General features: G+C 37.6%; 17 protein-coding genes. 16 read left to right on the top strand and 1 reads right to left on the bottom strand.

All coding sequences use genetic code 11. From position 1 onward, the window contains the following. Nucleotides 1–2: 2 nt before the first annotated feature. The 15 genes from IYQ91_RS00800 (at nucleotide 3) to rpsU (ending at nucleotide 13405) form a co-directional block, all read left to right on the top strand. Nucleotides 3–821, top strand: a complete 819-nt coding sequence (locus IYQ91_RS00800) for a hypothetical protein (protein WP_084741130.1) — start codon at nucleotides 3–5, stop codon at nucleotides 819–821. A gap of 19 nt (nucleotides 822–840) precedes the next feature. Continuing rightward, nucleotides 841–1725, top strand: coding sequence for an LPXTG cell wall anchor domain-containing protein (locus IYQ91_RS00795; RefSeq protein ID WP_084741127.1), 885 nt, complete (start codon nucleotides 841–843; stop codon nucleotides 1723–1725). A 151-nt stretch (nucleotides 1726–1876) separates the two neighbouring features. Further along, entirely contained in the window at nucleotides 1877–2395 is a 519-nt protein-coding gene (locus tag IYQ91_RS00790) for a hypothetical protein (RefSeq protein ID WP_084741124.1), read from the top strand. Nucleotide 2396: 1 nt separating this feature from the next. Then, nucleotides 2397–4199 (top strand): VirD4-like conjugal transfer protein, CD1115 family, encoded by a 1803-nt coding sequence (locus tag IYQ91_RS00785; RefSeq protein WP_084741121.1) that lies wholly within the window; start codon nucleotides 2397–2399, stop codon nucleotides 4197–4199. Between the two features lie 44 nt (nucleotides 4200–4243). Continuing rightward, nucleotides 4244–4423 (top strand): hypothetical protein, encoded by a 180-nt coding sequence (locus tag IYQ91_RS00780; protein WP_195672788.1) that lies wholly within the window; start codon nucleotides 4244–4246, stop codon nucleotides 4421–4423. A gap of 2 nt (nucleotides 4424–4425) precedes the next feature. Continuing rightward, nucleotides 4426–5031 carry a zeta toxin family protein gene (locus IYQ91_RS00775; RefSeq protein ID WP_195672787.1) on the top strand — a complete coding sequence of 202 codons (606 nt, stop codon included), beginning with the start codon at nucleotides 4426–4428 and terminating at the stop codon, nucleotides 5029–5031. A 36-nt stretch (nucleotides 5032–5067) separates the two neighbouring features. Then, nucleotides 5068–5400, top strand: a complete 333-nt coding sequence (locus tag IYQ91_RS00770) for a hypothetical protein (protein WP_084741115.1) — start codon at nucleotides 5068–5070, stop codon at nucleotides 5398–5400. 12 nt (nucleotides 5401–5412) lie between these two features. After that, nucleotides 5413–7695: a DUF6782 family putative metallopeptidase gene (locus IYQ91_RS00765; protein WP_084741112.1), complete on the top strand. Its 2283-nt coding sequence runs from the start codon at nucleotides 5413–5415 to the stop codon at nucleotides 7693–7695. Nucleotides 7696–7749: 54 nt separating this feature from the next. Further along, nucleotides 7750–8031, top strand: coding sequence for a hypothetical protein (locus IYQ91_RS00760; RefSeq protein WP_148131513.1), 282 nt, complete (start codon nucleotides 7750–7752; stop codon nucleotides 8029–8031). Between the two features lie 200 nt (nucleotides 8032–8231). Next, nucleotides 8232–8624 (top strand): plasmid mobilization protein, encoded by a 393-nt coding sequence (locus IYQ91_RS00755; protein WP_084741108.1) that lies wholly within the window; start codon nucleotides 8232–8234, stop codon nucleotides 8622–8624. Then, complete coding sequence (locus tag IYQ91_RS00750) at nucleotides 8615–10255, top strand: relaxase/mobilization nuclease domain-containing protein (RefSeq protein ID WP_195672786.1); 1641 nt, start codon at nucleotides 8615–8617, stop codon at nucleotides 10253–10255. The genes IYQ91_RS00755 and IYQ91_RS00750 overlap by 10 nt, the downstream gene beginning before the upstream one ends. A 103-nt stretch (nucleotides 10256–10358) precedes the next feature. After that, on the top strand, nucleotides 10359–10943 hold the full coding sequence (locus IYQ91_RS00745; RefSeq protein WP_195672785.1) for a recombinase family protein: 585 nt from the start codon (nucleotides 10359–10361) through the stop codon (nucleotides 10941–10943). 72 nt (nucleotides 10944–11015) lie between these two features. Next, nucleotides 11016–11387 carry a hypothetical protein gene (locus IYQ91_RS00740; RefSeq protein ID WP_195672784.1) on the top strand — a complete coding sequence of 124 codons (372 nt, stop codon included), beginning with the start codon at nucleotides 11016–11018 and terminating at the stop codon, nucleotides 11385–11387. A gap of 130 nt (nucleotides 11388–11517) precedes the next feature. Continuing rightward, nucleotides 11518–12843, top strand: coding sequence for an ISLre2 family transposase (locus IYQ91_RS00735; RefSeq protein ID WP_195672783.1), 1326 nt, complete (start codon nucleotides 11518–11520; stop codon nucleotides 12841–12843). 385 nt (nucleotides 12844–13228) lie between these two features. Further along, nucleotides 13229–13405 (top strand): 30S ribosomal protein S21, encoded by a 177-nt coding sequence (gene rpsU / locus IYQ91_RS00730; RefSeq protein WP_000048054.1) that lies wholly within the window; start codon nucleotides 13229–13231, stop codon nucleotides 13403–13405. Nucleotides 13406–13646: 241 nt separating this feature from the next. On the opposite strand, the gene mscL is transcribed toward rpsU, so the two are convergent. Next, nucleotides 13647–14024, bottom strand: coding sequence for a large conductance mechanosensitive channel protein MscL (mscL, locus tag IYQ91_RS00725; protein ID WP_117644497.1), 378 nt, complete (start codon nucleotides 14022–14024; stop codon nucleotides 13647–13649). Nucleotides 14025–14177: 153 nt separating this feature from the next. Here mscL and dnaG point away from each other — a divergent pair, with 153 nt between their 5' ends. Beyond that, nucleotides 14178–15953, top strand: coding sequence for a DNA primase (gene dnaG, locus IYQ91_RS00720; RefSeq protein WP_324252975.1), 1776 nt, complete (start codon nucleotides 14178–14180; stop codon nucleotides 15951–15953). The last annotated feature ends 2 nt before the right edge of the window (nucleotides 15954–15955 follow it).

Here is a 15955-nt window from a genome sequence, read left to right as displayed (position 1 = left end):
AGATGACTTTTAAAATCATAGATGTCAACACCTTACATAGCCAATTGGTAACCAATCGTGACGAGTTGCTCAATCAATTGGAAATCAGAGAAAAACGCTGTAAAGCATTAGGTGAAACGGAAAGCTATTTGATTGAACATCTAGACCGTGATGATTCAGTGATGGAAAATCTTGAGTTTAGCCTACCATACGATGGAATAATTGATGACTTGCTGAAGGACTTTGGTTTCAAGCGTCCTAGCAAAACAAATCCTCTGAGTACATTAACTAAGACTTCAGGAAAATCACTGAAAAATGCCTCAGAATCGCCCTCTCAGCACCACCTATCTTCCTCACCTGGTTCAACAAGACAAAAACGGTCACTGCTTGTCCTGTTGAGTTTGCTTGTTGCGATTGTTAGCTTAATCTTTGCCAGTCTGTCCTTTAGTCAGATAACTAGCTTAAAGACGATGAATCAATCTCTAACTAAGCAGGTGAAAATGCTTCAAGCTTTTGAGAAGGAAAAAACTGCTATTGATGTATTTGACCGTTATTTCATACCTAGTTACTATGCGAATACTAGAAAAGCTGTTAGCGATTTTGTTACAGAAGATTTGAAAGAAACTATTAACGTTTCAGAGGGTACCCTCCAATCGGTGATTCTGGAAGGTATCACTAAAAAAGGTAATAGCTATACCGTTACCTATGTGTTAGTTGTTAAAGATAACAAGGAGAATCGAGCAAATGTCCGCTTGACCTATTCCCTTAAAAAATCTGTTAAAGCTCCTTATGGTTATCTTATAACGACACAACCGAAAACTCAAAAATATCCGAATAACTAATAGAAAAGGAAAAATTATCATGAAGAAAACATCATTTATTGCACTTGTTACACTATCTAGCTTGGTTCTTAGTCAGGCAGTTGCCTTTGCGGATGAAAGTACAGTTCCCGTTGATTCAACAGCCAGTGTTGTTGTCACACCTACACAACCTTCATCAACTCCTTCAGAGACTAACCCTACACCTACCATCCCACCCGTTGACAATACAGCAACACCCTCTATACCTGATACGTCGGCTAGTACAGACCCAACAACTCCAAGTACTACAGAACCAAGTAAAGATGATGCGGTATTACCAAAGGATTCTTCTTCAACTGTAGAACCTAGCACAGATAAGCAAGACCCAGCACCATCTCCATCTGAAGATACCACACCAAAACCATCTGACCAGCCAAGCCAACCAAGCCAAACCGATACGACAGATAAGCAGGACCCAACAACTACAGATAATAAGACAGTGACTGTTCCAACGGTTGATGGCGGAAAAACAACCTTAACCCCAAGTGTAGATGTACCGACTAATAACCCTAACGTATCTGCCCAAACAGCTGTCAATGCAGGGGCTAGTCAAGTTGGTACAACTTCACAAGTGACAGGTCAAATTGTTCAGAACGTGACTCCAGCTGCTCCAGTTTACACTAATACTGGTTATCAAATTGTCTCAACCGTGAATAGCCAGGTAGTTGTAGCTTATGCGGACGGTTCCAGAGCTACAGTCAGTCCAGAAGAAGTTGGAGGGACAGTTAATGCAGATAAAACAATCTCTGTTCAGACTGCTTCAGGGGAAATGAAGACCCTTCCATCAACAGGGGATGAGTTAGGGTTATTGACCAGTTTCAGCGGATTTGTTCTTCTGATTGGCGCTTGGCTGCTTCGCAAAAAGAACGGTGCAGATGAGGCTTAAAAGGAGGAGTAGAAATGCCAGATTTAAAGGGGCTTACCGAAAAGGAATTTAATCAGCTAAAGCCAAAAGCAATTTCTCTAACAGTAACAGAACATTTACAAGAAGAGCTGCTTTTTAAATGAATGAGACTAATTTATGGAAAGGAGACTAAATGGAACAGGACAGAGTAGTTTTTCAACTGTCTAATGCTTCTAAAGTGACAGGAGAAACTATTTTAAAAGCCCTTTGGTCTATAATTCAATATGCTCATGAAAAACATGAGTACAACAAAAATAATCAGAATTTTATTGGTGAGACGAACTATAATCAATTCATGGCGACTAACACTAATAAAGATATGCTGATACTGGAAAATAAAGATATTCACATAGGAAAACTGAAAGAATATCTTAATGAAAAGGGCATTGGATTTACTACCAAAGCAGGGGCAGAAAAAGGGACGACAACCTTATTATTTGACGTTAAAAATAAGATTTTGGTTGAAGGAACAGTAGACAAAGTAATCAAAGAATTGACTTCAAATCCACAAAAGGCTGCTGAAAAGTTAGGGAAAAAATTTCCTACTCGGACAGTTGCAGAAAAAATAGCGTACTTTAAAGAACACGTCAAATATGGAGGTATTGGAACACCACTTAAAGGAAAAGGTAAAAAGAAAGGAAGTGTGAAATGAGATGCCACGGAAAAGAAAGCATTTATTACCTTATATCATTTTAGGCTTGTTCTTCTTTTATGGTTTTCATTGGCTGGTCAAACTTTATCAGTCAGCTCCAGGAGTAACCGACCCCCTCAATCCGTTTTCTAAATATGCATGGGTTATCAATAATCTGGAGACCAAAAATTGGCTAGACCTTCAGTTTAATCAATTCTCACTTATTGGTGGGGCGCTTGGTTTTGTACTTCCTTTTTTCATCTACCTACGAGTGGGTGATAATGGGGTGTATCGCCACGGAGAAGAAAGAGGATCAGCTCGGTTTGCGACGGTAAAAGAGATTGCTACATTCAGAGATAAAGTCTTTGAGAACAATATGATTCTTACAAAGAATGGGTTTATTGGCCTATTTAATAAACTTTTACCATATGATAAACAACTGAACAAAAATACGCTGGTTGTGGGGCTTCCTGGAGACGGGAAAACACAAAATTATGTGAAACCTAATCTTATGCAGATGAACGGTAGTTATATTGTTACAGATCCCAAAGGCTTGCTGGTTCATGAAGTCGGAAGTCTGTTAGCTAAAAATGGTTATAAAATTAAAGTTTTTGACCTAGTTCACTTGGCTAATTCCAATACCTTTAACATCTTTAACTACATGAAATCGGAGTTAGATATTGATCGTGTGACTGAAGCCATTGTTGACGGGACAAAGAAAACAGATAATCAAGGAGAAAACTTTTGGTTGACTGCTGAACTCTTATTGACTCGTGCTTTGATTGGTTATCTGTATTTTGATAGTCAACTAGATGATTATACCCCTAATCTGTCTATGGTAGCGGATATGATGAGAAATATTAGACGAACAGACGAAGAGCAGCCTAGCCCTGTTGAACAAATGTTTGAAGAATTAGAGGAGCGTTTACCAGGCAACTATGCGTACAAGCAATGGGCGTTATTTAACTCTAACTTTGAAGCAGAGACACGTATGGGGGTCACTACTCAGGTGGCGACTCGTTATTCTATTTTTGACCATGCGGACGTGGCTAAAATGATTGCAGAAGACACTATGGATATTGACCGCTGGAATATTGAAAAGACGGCGGTCTTTATTGCCATTCCTGAAACTAATAAGTCCTTTAACTTCTTGGCTTCCCTTTTATTTGCGACAATCTTTGAAGAATTGACCCACGGTGCGGACGCTATTCTTCAAGGGGAACGTCCAGGTTTATCTGCAACTGACCTTTTGCACGTGCAAGTCATTATTGATGAGTTTGCGAATATCGGGAAAATTCCTAACTTTAACGAAGTTTTGGCGTCAGTTCGTAGCCGTGAAATTTCAATCAAAATTATTATTCAAGCAATCAATCAGCTTAAATCGCTTTATAATAAGGATTGGGAAACTATTTTTAATAACTGTGCTTGTCACCTGTTCTTGGGAACAAATGATAAGGATACCATGAATTACTATTCAACGCGTGCAGGAAAACAGACGATCAATCAGAAACAATATTCTGAATCACGAGGAAGAAATCGCTCCAGTTCCTTTAGCGAACAAACTCAACAACGTGAACTTATGACCCCTGATGAGGTAGCTCGCATTGGTGTGGATGAAGCCTTACTGTTTCTATCCAAGCAAAACGTTTTGAAAGATAAGAAGTTCTACGTTAAAGATCATAAAAACGCTCAACTCTTATCGAATAGTCCTCAAGACGACAACTGGTACACCTATGAGCGCCGTATGGATGGGACAGATGATTGGTATGAAAATGTGGATCAGACAGAATTTGTTGACCTTCAGATTGAGGAGAATGCGGCTTAATGTGGTATAATAGACTTATGTAAAAGAAAGTGAGGACTTGCTTCATGGCAAATGAACTGAATCAATTTTTTGAAATGGTAAGAAACCTTGAAACGGCTGACTTGTATCAGTTGTTTATCCAGGAGACAGACCCAGAAAAACAAGCCTTCTATAAAGCTATGTATGACTACAGTATGCAAGCTCATCAACGTGAAGTAATTGCCCGCCCTGATTTTGTGAGATAGGTATGAGACCACGCTATATTATTGTAGCTGGCGTCAACGGCGCTGGCAAAAGTACACTTTACAGCTCGCAACCCTGGCTTTTTAAAGGGACAAGGCGAATCAATGCGGACGAATGGCTCAAAGCAAACGGAGGTGACTGGCGTAGCCCTGCAGATAATGTGAAAGCAATGAGGGCAGTTCTTAAAGATTTGAAACAGGCTCTTGAAAAAGGTGAATCTATTCATCAAGAAACCACTCTAGCAGGGACAGGCAAGCCTTTCTTAAACTTGATAGATAAGGCACATGCCAAAGGATACGAAGTCACTGTTTTATATGTTACTTTAGATAGTCCAGAAACAGCTATTGATCGGGTGGCAGATAGAGTTAAAAAGGGAGGTCACGGCGTTGATGAAGACCTCATTCGTAAGCGTTATGACCGCTCAAAAGAGAATCTCAAGGTGATTGCTGAGGTTGCGGACAATGTCTTGATGTTTGATAACTCTAAAGCCTTCACCCAAACTTATGAACGTCGAGGGAATCACATTCTCTATGATATTCGTAAAACACAAACGCAACCAACTAAAAATCAAAACCAACATAAAGATAATACACAATCAAAGCACTTGTAAGATTTACAAGCGCTTTTCTTATTGAGGAGAAAAAGTATGATGACAGAAACAACCTTATTAACTCCAGATCTTTATGGCATCGGCTGTTTTGAGGGGATAGAAGCCCTCTATCCAATTCATGTCTTAGCAGATGCTATTAAGAAATTGGTACTTACTAAAACCATTACAGAAGAAACCTCATCTGCAGAGATTAGAACTCAGTTAGCAGTGGAAGTGATGAAAGAGCTGACTTATCCTGATTTTAAATCTCTAAGAGGGTATCTATTTGCCTATCGACGTCATAAGCCATCTATTCGAGCAGAATCTTTAGCGCTGACTCCTGAACTTTTCCATCTGTTGCAGGAAAAACCAGAGGCTTACTTTAACTAGGGGGATAACCTTATGGCAGTAAATATTGATGAATTGAAACAACTTTCCATGATTGATGTAGCTGAATCTTTGGGAATGGAACTTAAACGCCAGTCTGGTCACACCTATTATTGGACTGAACACGATTCTTTGAAAATCCTTGCTAATACAAACCGTTTCCATTGGTTCAGTCGTGATGTTGGTGGAGATGTTATTCAACTGGTTCAATCTGTTAAGGATGTATCTTTTAAAGAAGCCGTTCGTTTCCTTCAGGAAGGAACATTTTCTCAAGTAGAAAATGAAATGATAGAACCAGTCAAACAAGAACCATTTAGTTATGTTCTTCAACCCTATGAACACCCTGATTTTGAACTCGGTAGAAACTATCTCAAAGAAGAAAGAGGATTAACAGATGACACAATTAACACTTTCTTAGCAGGTGGAAACTTAGCAGAAGCCACTCGGAAGAAAGGGGACTATTTTGAGCCTATAATCGTTTTTAAATACCGTGGACTAGATGGGAAAATTCAAGGAGCTAGCCTGCAGGGAATTGTAGAAAATAAAGTTCAATATCCAAAGCGTGGCCGTCTGAAACAAATTATGAACCATTCAGACGGGTTAGCAGGTTTTTCTTTCGATGTAGGAACTCCAAAACGACTGGTATTTTTTGAAGCACCTATCGATTTGATGAGTTATTATGAATTGAAAAAAGACACCTTACAAGATGTCCGATTAGTTTCTATGGATGGCTTGAAAAAGGGGGTAATCAGTCGCTATACAGCAGATTTATTGACGGATGGTAAGTTTTCCCAAGCAAACTCTTATACGTCTATTTTGAAGGCATTAGATAGCTTAAATAAGACAACAAAACTTATTACAGATGACTTAATCACAATAGCGGTTGATAATGATAAAGAAGCGCTGAAGTTTATTGAAAAACTGAAAGAAGATAACATTCCTTTTCAAATTGATCTTGCCCCAAAAAGTGATGGAGTAAAGAAAATGGACTGGAACGAGTATTTACAGAAAGAAAAAGCAGGAGAAAAAAAGATGCCAGGAGAAAAAACCTCTGAAGTAATTCAGAAGAAACAGGAGAAACTTCAGGAAGAAAGGAATCTTGAACGTACTAGAGATTCTGATGGAGATGGTCTAACTGATGAACTTGAAAAGTCAATTGGTACAAATCCCTATAACTCAGATACGGATGGAGATGGTTTGACAGACTCTCAAGAAGTTGCGATGGGGACGAACCCACTTAAACCTAACCCTCTTTCTAAGGAATTGACCACTGACCAGCTAACACAGTTGCCAACTCTTTCTGAGTTGATTCAGGCAAAAGATACTAAAGGACTTTCTAAAATTATGAAAGAGGGAATTAAAGATTACTTTAATTCCGATCAATACAAAAATTATCTGGAAGCAATTAGTAAACTTCCCTCATATTCAGCTAATAATGTGATGTTGTTATTAAGCCAAAATTCAGAAGTTTCTATGGTTGCTTCTTTTAAAAAGTGGCAGTCCGACTTTGAGCGCAGTGTAAAAAAAGGTCAAAAAGCTCTTTGGATTTTTGCCCCTTATGAATTTAAACTAAGGGATAATAACGGTCAATACAAGGTCAATGAAAATGGGGAGATTGAGAAAGGAATTGGTTTTAAATTAGTACCTGTCTTTGATGTCAGTCAAACCCAAGGAAAGGAGATTCCGCAAGCTGTTTACGAACTCACAGACGAAGGTAAAATCTTTGATTATGAAACACTTTATCGTGCGCTTAAAAGTGTTTCTGATGATAACAAAGTGGCTATGCACTTCCAAGAGATTGATTCAGGAGCCAGAGGTTTTTATAACCGTGAAACCAATGAAATTGCTATCAAGCGAGGTATGACAAAAGCACAGACGATTAAAACCATAATTCATGAAATGGCACATTCTGAATTGCACAATAATAAGATAGTGGCGGAAGCAGGTGAGAAACTCACACGAAGCACGAAAGAGCTTCAAGCTGAGTCTGTCGCTTTTGTCGTTTCAAATCATTACGGTATTGATACCAGTGAATACTCTTTCGCTTACTTAGCTAATTGGGCTAAAGACAAAGAGAGTTTAACCGACCTTGAGGCACAGCTTTCAATCGTCCAAAAAGAAGCCAGTCAACTGATTAAAAAAGTGGATTTAAAACTTGAAAAAATCAAAACATTAAATTTGACAAAAGACAAAACGAAAGAGAGTGTTTTTCATGAAAAGCTCAATCGTTTCAAAGAAAAACAATCTATTCAAGAAAAAAACAAAGAGCCAAAAAAAGCAAAGGGAATCTCGATTTAGTGTCCAGTCGGGGTTCTCGTAAACTAGCATTAGGACAGATAGAATACGGAGGAAATGATGATGACGGAAACAACACAGGGAATTTTGCTGACCTACCTTTTTGATAGTTTTGAGGTAAGCAACTGTAAAGAAAATAACCAGCTTAAAAATGCCAGCCGTAAAAAAATGATGGCAGTCATTAACCGAGATATGGTAGATATAGAAGAACTCGAACTGGATATTTTTGAAGATTATCAAAGAGCCTATGATGAACTTTCTCACCTGACAGATGAAGCTTATGAACAGGAAAGAGAAGAGATTCTCGGTTGGGAACCAACAGAGGAAGTCATCTTCTAACCAAAGAGCGAAGCGGCAAAAAGGGGCTTGGGGATTTCCCCAAAACTTGACACAAAACAACAGCTGTTTCTTGCAGGAAGTGGCTGTTTAGTTTTTGTCAACTATCGCAAGTGGGTACCCACTTGCTACGCTTGCCAGATGAAAAGTAAATGAGATCTGTAGGTACACAACTCAAATTTTAATCAAGAAGGAATACGTTAATGGTTGAACATGTAAATAGACACAGACCGATTCAGAAAAAAGTCTGGTTAAATGCAGATGAAGAAAAATATATCAAACGGAAAATGACAAACGCAGGCGTTAAAAATTTCTCTACCTATGCTCGAAAAATGATGTTGCTTGGAGCAGTTGTCAAAGTTGATTTGTCAGAATTAGTTGGAATCAAACAAGAAATCAATCGAATTGGGGTGAATATCAACCAGATTACTAAGTATGTTAATACTACTGAAACAATTTCTTTAGAAGAGCTAGAAGCTATTAAACTTGAACTGAAAGGGATCACTCAATTATTATCCTCAAAACTAAAAGAAATTAAAGGGCTGGAAAAAGAAAATAAGGATAAAGATAAGGAGAAAATAGAAACATGGTTGTGATTAAAGTCGCACAAATTAAAAAGCTTGACCGACTAAAAAGAGCCCTTGATTATATCACTCAAGAGACCAAAACACTTAGGATGATTGATAAGTCTACTTCAGTTGGAGAGTTTGATATTCGCTTAGAAGAAGAAAGTGTTAGTTTGCAATTGGTATCAGGTCACAACATCATAACACCGACAAATGCTTTTGATGAGTTTGTAATGACTAAATACTTGGCAGAGTTACAATCTGAAAATAAGGAATTGTCCGACTTACACAATGAAAAAAGAGTATTGGCCCATCATCTCATTCAGTCGTTTTCGCCAGAGGACAATTTAACACCAGAGCAAGTTCATGAAATCGGACGTAAGACAGCTTTAGAATTTACAGGTGGTGATTATCAATTTGTGGTGGCTACTCACATGGATAGAGGACATCTACACAACCACATTATTTTTAACACGACTAATGAGGTGACTCTAAAGAAATTTCGCTGGCAAAAAAGGACACGAAACAACTTGAAAGAAATTTCAGATAAAATATCAGACTTGTACGGTGCTAAGATTATCCAGTCCAACATGAAAAATTCACACAAGAAATATACAGCTTGGCAACAAGCCAACACTTTCAAAGTGGAGATTAAGAATCGTTTGGAATTTTTGCTGAAGCATTCTACCAGTCTGGAGGATTTCAAAGTTAAAGCCAAAGCACTTGATCTTAATGTTGATTATTCTGGAAAGTTTGTTAAATATCGTCTAACCGTTCCGCTTGATGGAAAACTCCAAGAGCGGAACACACGTGATGATATTTTGTCTAAACGTCGCAAATATAGTTTAGAGAATATTCTTAAACGTTTAGATCAGAATCAAGTAACCTTTGATTTATTAGAAATTAAAGATCGTTATCAGAAAGAAGAACGGGAGCGGTCATCTGACTTTGAAGTAAAATTGGAAGTGGAAGATTGGCAGGTAAAACAAGAAACGTCCCGTGGAATTTACCTTGAAATGGAATTTGGAGTGAATCAAACGGGTACTATCTTAATACCCGCTCGTCAGGTAGATAAGTTGGAAAATGGTTCCTATGAAATTTACCTGAAGCAAAAAGATTTTTTCTATTTTATCAATCCTGACCAGTCACAAGATAATCGTTTCATGAGAGGTTCAACAGTTATTAAACAGCTATCCAAGGATAGTGGCGAGATGATTATGCGCAAAAATCCAAATATTTCTCGTATGGAAATGCTTGTTAAAGAGTTCAACTTTTTAGCAGCCAACAATGTGACAAATGGCAAACAGTTCCAAGCACTTCAAACCAGATTTGACCAACAGCTCAAAGAGACGCAAGAAGAATTGAATAATTTAGATCAACGAATTGGTAATGTGAACAGAATTATTTCAGCCCTAATAGCTTATCAGGAAAGAAGGCCAGAAGGTGTTACCGCTGAGAAAATTCTGGAACAATTCAAGATTGATAAGACCACGAATCCGAAAATCTTGAATAAAGAGTTACAAGAAATTCAGGTGGAAAGAGAAGCACTACGTGAACATCTTGACCTAGTGATTAAGAACTATACAGACTATAAGGAAATCAAGGAGAGAGTGGAACAGCGTGAAAGAAGTGAAGAGAAAAATCAACACAAGACAATATAAAAAACAGGTCAGTAGGGTATGCCCTATTGACCTAATGGTCAGTTGTTGATTTTAAAGGCTGGAACAAGCGGACAATAGAGTTCGGCAAAAATGAGGTAAGAAAATGACAAAAATTGGCTATGCACGAGTCAGTACCCAAGACCAAAATCTAGAGCGACAGTTTGAGCAGCTGAAGGACTGTGATAAGGTTTTTCAGGAGGCAATTAGTGGAGCAACTAGAGAACGTCCTCAGCTGCAGGCACTGCTGGAATATGTCCGAGAAGGAGATATAGTTGTGGTGACAGAGCTAGAACGGTTAGGGAGAAATAACAAGGAGCTAACCGAAATTATGGCAACTATCCAAAGAAAAGGAGCAACGTTAGAAGTTCTGAACTTGCCTACGCTTCGAGGGATTGAAGATGATAACCTGAGACGACTCCTGAACAATCTTATTCTGGAGCTTTACAAGTATCAGGCACAGGCAGAGCGTGAGCGGATAAAAGAACGGCAGAAGCAAGGAATTGTACTTGCCAAGGCACAAGGCAAGTATCAGGGCAGGAAGGCGCTCTATACAGCAGATGATGAACGTCTGCAACATGCTTTTGAACTATACCGAAAAGGCTATACAGATAAAGATGTTGCAAAATTGACTGGTATTAACGAGCGCACCTTTAGGCGGTATCGTGATAGATATAATGTCAAGCGATAATTAGAACCAGACAGCTATTAAGAAAAAGTTTATAGTGAAAATAAATCTATCATACATGGAAAGGAATAGACCATGGCACAGATCAATATCAAATTGACAGACGAACAGAAGGAAGAAATTAGTAGGATTGCAAAAGAGAAAGGAGTGAGTATAACACAATTAGTTATCAATTCTATACTAAATAAAGAACAATTCTATACAGATAACGAAGATATAGAACGTAAAGAAAATAGTAAAGAAAGTACAGAAAATAATCTAGACAACAATAAAGAAAATCTTCTATACAAAGAGTTATGTGAAGTGTTGCAAGGGCAGATAGCTCAAAAGGATATACAAATAGATCAATTACATAAAATCATCTATAACAAAGATACCTTACTTATAGAACAAGATACAAGAAAGAAACATTGGTGGGAATTTTGGAAAACTAATGATAAAGATTAACTCTATACTCTTTATATAAATTTTCTTTACTGTATATAAACGGTTTGTGGCTTTTCCGAAAGGAAAGGCTTTTTTCTTTGTCTAGATTTGCGGTATAATAAATTTTTATGCTAGTAGAAGAGGTGAATAGATGGATTTAGCAGTCTTAGACGAGAGAGATTTTTTTGTTGCTTTACAAGAAAATAACCGCAAGACATTCCTCAAAATGATTGAAAAATATGAGAGCTATATTGCCCCTATCATGAGAACCCAAGGCTTCAAGAGAATCAATCAGAAAGAGCGCACCGTTATTTTTTCTTTTGGGGAGATGACTTTTTCACGGAGTAGGTGGAAGAAAGGGGATGTTGTCAGGATACCTGTTGATGAAAAGTTAGGACTTAAACCACGTGCTAGGTTCTCGCAAGAACTCCTTTATCAGCTAACCACACTCTCTAACTTTATGCCGTATCGTAAAGTAGCATCGGTGATGGAATTGCTGAAGAATATTTATATCACAAAAAACAGCGTTCAACGAGCGCTAGAGACAGCAGGTGAACTTTTGGAGGAACGGGATGAGTACCGAGTATTGGTAGCTCCTGAAAAGAAAAAGAAAATCAAGCCAGAGATTCTATACATAGAAGGAGATGGTGTTTGGGTGAAACAGTCCCATTCTAAATCTGAAACTAAATCTGTTGAATTAAGCCATTTTGTTGTCCATACTGGTAGCAAGAAAGGTAAAAGGAATGTCTTAAAAAACAAGATGGAAGTGATTTCAACACGGTATTACACAGCGAAAGACAAACTTCTTGATGTAATCTATAACCATTTTGAGGTTACACCTGAAACAATCATTATCACTAATTCAGATGGCGGTCACGGCTATTCACCCCAGATTTTTCAAGACCTAGCCAGAGCTTTTAAACCCAGAGATCATTTTCATTTTTGGGATGCTTTTCATGTGCATCAGTCTTTGAAAACCAACCTAACTCCCTTATCAGCAGAACTGACAGAAGAAGCGTTTAAGGCTGTTAAGAAACGAGATAAAAATAGGCTAAAGACTATTTTAGATACTGCTGAGTCTTTGATTGATTCAGATACAAAATTAGAATCCTTTAGTCGTTTCAAGAGACAACTACTCAGAAATTTTCAGTATACCATTACACCTAAACAGATGGGATTAAGTTCAAGTGGTGTTGGAATTATGGAAAGCCAGCACCGTAAAGTCACCTATCGGATGAAGAACAGAGGAATGTATTGGAGCAAAAAGGGTGCAGACACAATGAGCCGCACCATTCTTTTAAATCATACAGGGGAATTAAGAGAGGTTTTCTTTGGTGATTGGCGCACGGAGTATGAGAAAATCCAAGAACTAGAAGGAGTACAAATAGAACGTCTCACAACTTTTAGAAAAGCCCATCATACTTTACCAGATGTTTGTCCTCCTCGAAGAATTAGGTGTTATTCGGGGAAAAAGTAGATTATAAAAAAACTAAATCCCTTAAGATTTAGCGTTTTTGCGTACAATTTTAACATGAAATGCTTGCATTATTTACAAGATATGGTATAATACAGCTATAGAAAAACACGAAGAAAAGGCGCTGAGTGCGACAACACTCAAACGCCCACCGATTAAACAAGTAGGGCTTGTTAATCAGTTTAGAAATATTGTAACATCAAAAGAGCAATAAATCAAGACTGAAACAGCAAAAAGTCCAAACGTTTCGGTCTTAATTTTCGTTCTCTTGATGGTTTTTTCATTTTCTCCCAAAAACAGACACATTCCCCTTAATTTCTGGGACTTGACAAGTGTATTTTAATATGATAAAATTTAAAAGATTTTAAGCTTGAAGGGAGTGAAAAAAATGTCAAAAACAGTAGTACGTAAAAATGAATCCCTTGACGATGCTCTTCGTCGTTTCAAACGTGCGGTTACTAAAGCTGGTACTCTTCAAGAAACACGTAAACGTGAATTCTATGAAAAACCTTCTGTAAAACGGAAACGTAAATCAGAAGCAGCTCGTAAACGTAAAAAATTCTAATTGAGCAAAATGACAGACTTCGGTCTGTTTTTTGTTTCTATTTAGATAAAATCGAACTCGTACTCAATAAAAATCAATAGCTTTAGCAGTTTTACCGTATGGACGTTATCTGTCATCTCAAAACTCCACCGCAAGTTTAATAGAAGTAGCAGCTAGAGGGGCAGGTTAAGGCAAACAGAATATCAAGAAACCGTGAGAGTAAACAAAAACACTGATTTTCATCAGTGAATTTTTCTCATAATTATTTGCTTTCGAGCAATGCTTTGATTTCTTGAAGAACTTCTAATTCAGTTGGTCCTGCAGCTTCTTCAGCAGTATCTTCTTTTTTAGTAAGACTTTGCGCTTTTTCAACAGACTTGACGATGAAGAAGAGAACTGTTCCGATGACGAGGAAATTGATAACAGCGCTTAAGAAACTACCGTATGCAATCCCATTCCATTTTAAACCGGCAATTTGTTCTACACCAGCAGCTTTTAAAGCTGGATTGAGAAAGAGTGGAGTAATAACATCTCCAATAAGCGAAGTCACAATAGCTCCAAAAGCATTGGCAATAATAACACCGACTGCCAAATCAATTACATTGCCGCGAAGCAAAAACTCTTTAAGGTCCTTTAACATTTTCTTTTTCCTTTCAAAATACTAAACTATATTATATCCAAAAAAGGGGAAAGTCAATAAAATGTCTAAAAAATATAGTGAATATTTTACTTTTTGATAAATTTATTATAAAATGTAAGTTGTTATTCTATGATAAATTGGGGGTGTTGTCTATTGATTGATAAAGAAATCATTTCTGATATTAAAAATAGTGTCAATATCGTCGAAATCATAGGAGAAGTCGTTGCTCTAACGAAAGCTGGAAGAAATTATCTAGGGCTTTGTCCTTTTCATGGTGAAAAAACTCCATCATTCAACGTGGTAGAAGAAAAGCAATTTTATCACTGTTTTGGCTGTGGAAAGTCAGGTGATGTCTTTAAATTTATTGAAGAATATCGTGGTGTTTCTTTTATGGACGCTGTACAAATTGTTGCCGATCGTGCAGGGTTTCCATTAGAAATAGAGCATAGTAGAAAAGAGCTGTCAACACATACACATCCTCATCAAGCACTTTATGATATTCATGCAGAAGCTGCAAGGTTTTACCATGCAGTATTGATGACAACAAAGATAGGAGAAGAAGCACGTTCTTATCTTTATGAACGTGGCTTAACAGATGAGGTTATCAAGCATTTTCAAATTGGTTTAGCGCCCAATGAAAATAACTATCTTTATAAAAGTGTTAGTGGAAAGTTTGATGAGCAAGTCATTATGAATTCTGGTTTGTTCAACTTAGCTGATAACAATTTGGTTTATGACGCCTTTCAAAATCGGATTATGTTTCCATTGGCAAATGATAAAGGACAAGTCATTGCTTTTTCAGGTCGTATTTGGCAAGCAAGCGATATAGAGCAGAAAGTCGCGAAGTATAAAAATAGTCGCAGTACACCGATTTTCAATAAAAGCTATGAGTTGTATCATCTGAACAAGGCCAAAGCGACTATCAAGAAAAGTCACGAAATTTACTTAATGGAAGGCTTTATGGATGTTATAGCCGCTTATCGTGCTGGAATTGAAAATGCTGTAGCATCTATGGGGACAGCATTGACGCATGAGCATGTGGAGCATCTTCGTAAGTTCGCAAAGAAAATTATTTTAACGTACGATGGTGACAAAGCAGGACAAGCAGCGACAGCAAAAGCTCTGAATGAATTGCATAATTTATCAGTTGAAATTGTCAGGATTCCTGATAATATGGATCCGGATGAATTTATCAAAAAAAATTCTGCTGATGATTTACAAAATTTACTGACTAAAACACGAATTAGTGATATAGAGTTTCTTTTGAACTATCTGAAGCCAGATAATATCGAAAACTTGCAAGCTCAAATTGAATTTGTTGAACAAATGTCTCAGCTGATTGCACAGGTTCAATCAATCACTGCACAAAATTCCTATATTTATATGTTAGCTGAATTGTTACCTGATTTTGACTACCAGCAGGTGGAGCAAACTGTTAATAATCATCGTTTGGTAAATAGAAGAGAGCAACAACAGCAATCGCATCAACAAGTGTCAAGACTTGACATTCCGGTAACACGGCAAGTATCACGGCTAATTAAGGCAGAGAGTCATCTTCTGCAGCGGATGATTGATAATCCTGTAATTTTAAATGATTATCGTTTGAGGAAAGATTTTCATTTCGCAACAGTAGAATTGCAGACTTTGTACGATATTTTAAAAACAAATGGCGAGGTAACGCCACAAGATTTGTCTGAGCAAAATGATTCGGTACAGCAAGCTTGGTATCGGGTCTTAGAAGAAAATCTACCAGAGGAAGTTTCTGAGCAGGAACTGATTGAAGTGGAGCAAACGCGAGATAAGGAATTGCTTCGCAAAGAAAATCAATTGATTGGTAAAAAAGTCCGTGAAGCATCTCATAGTGGGGATGCAGATACGGCATTAGAAGAGCTAGAGCGATTTATTGCTCAAAAAAGGAGAATGGAGTAGGA

This window comes from Streptococcus sp. HF-2466 (assembly GCF_015594645.1).
Taxonomy (GTDB): domain Bacteria; phylum Bacillota; class Bacilli; order Lactobacillales; family Streptococcaceae; genus Streptococcus; species Streptococcus anginosus.
Note: the sequence above shows the minus strand (reverse complement) of the source record. Positions and strands in the feature narration are given on the sequence as shown.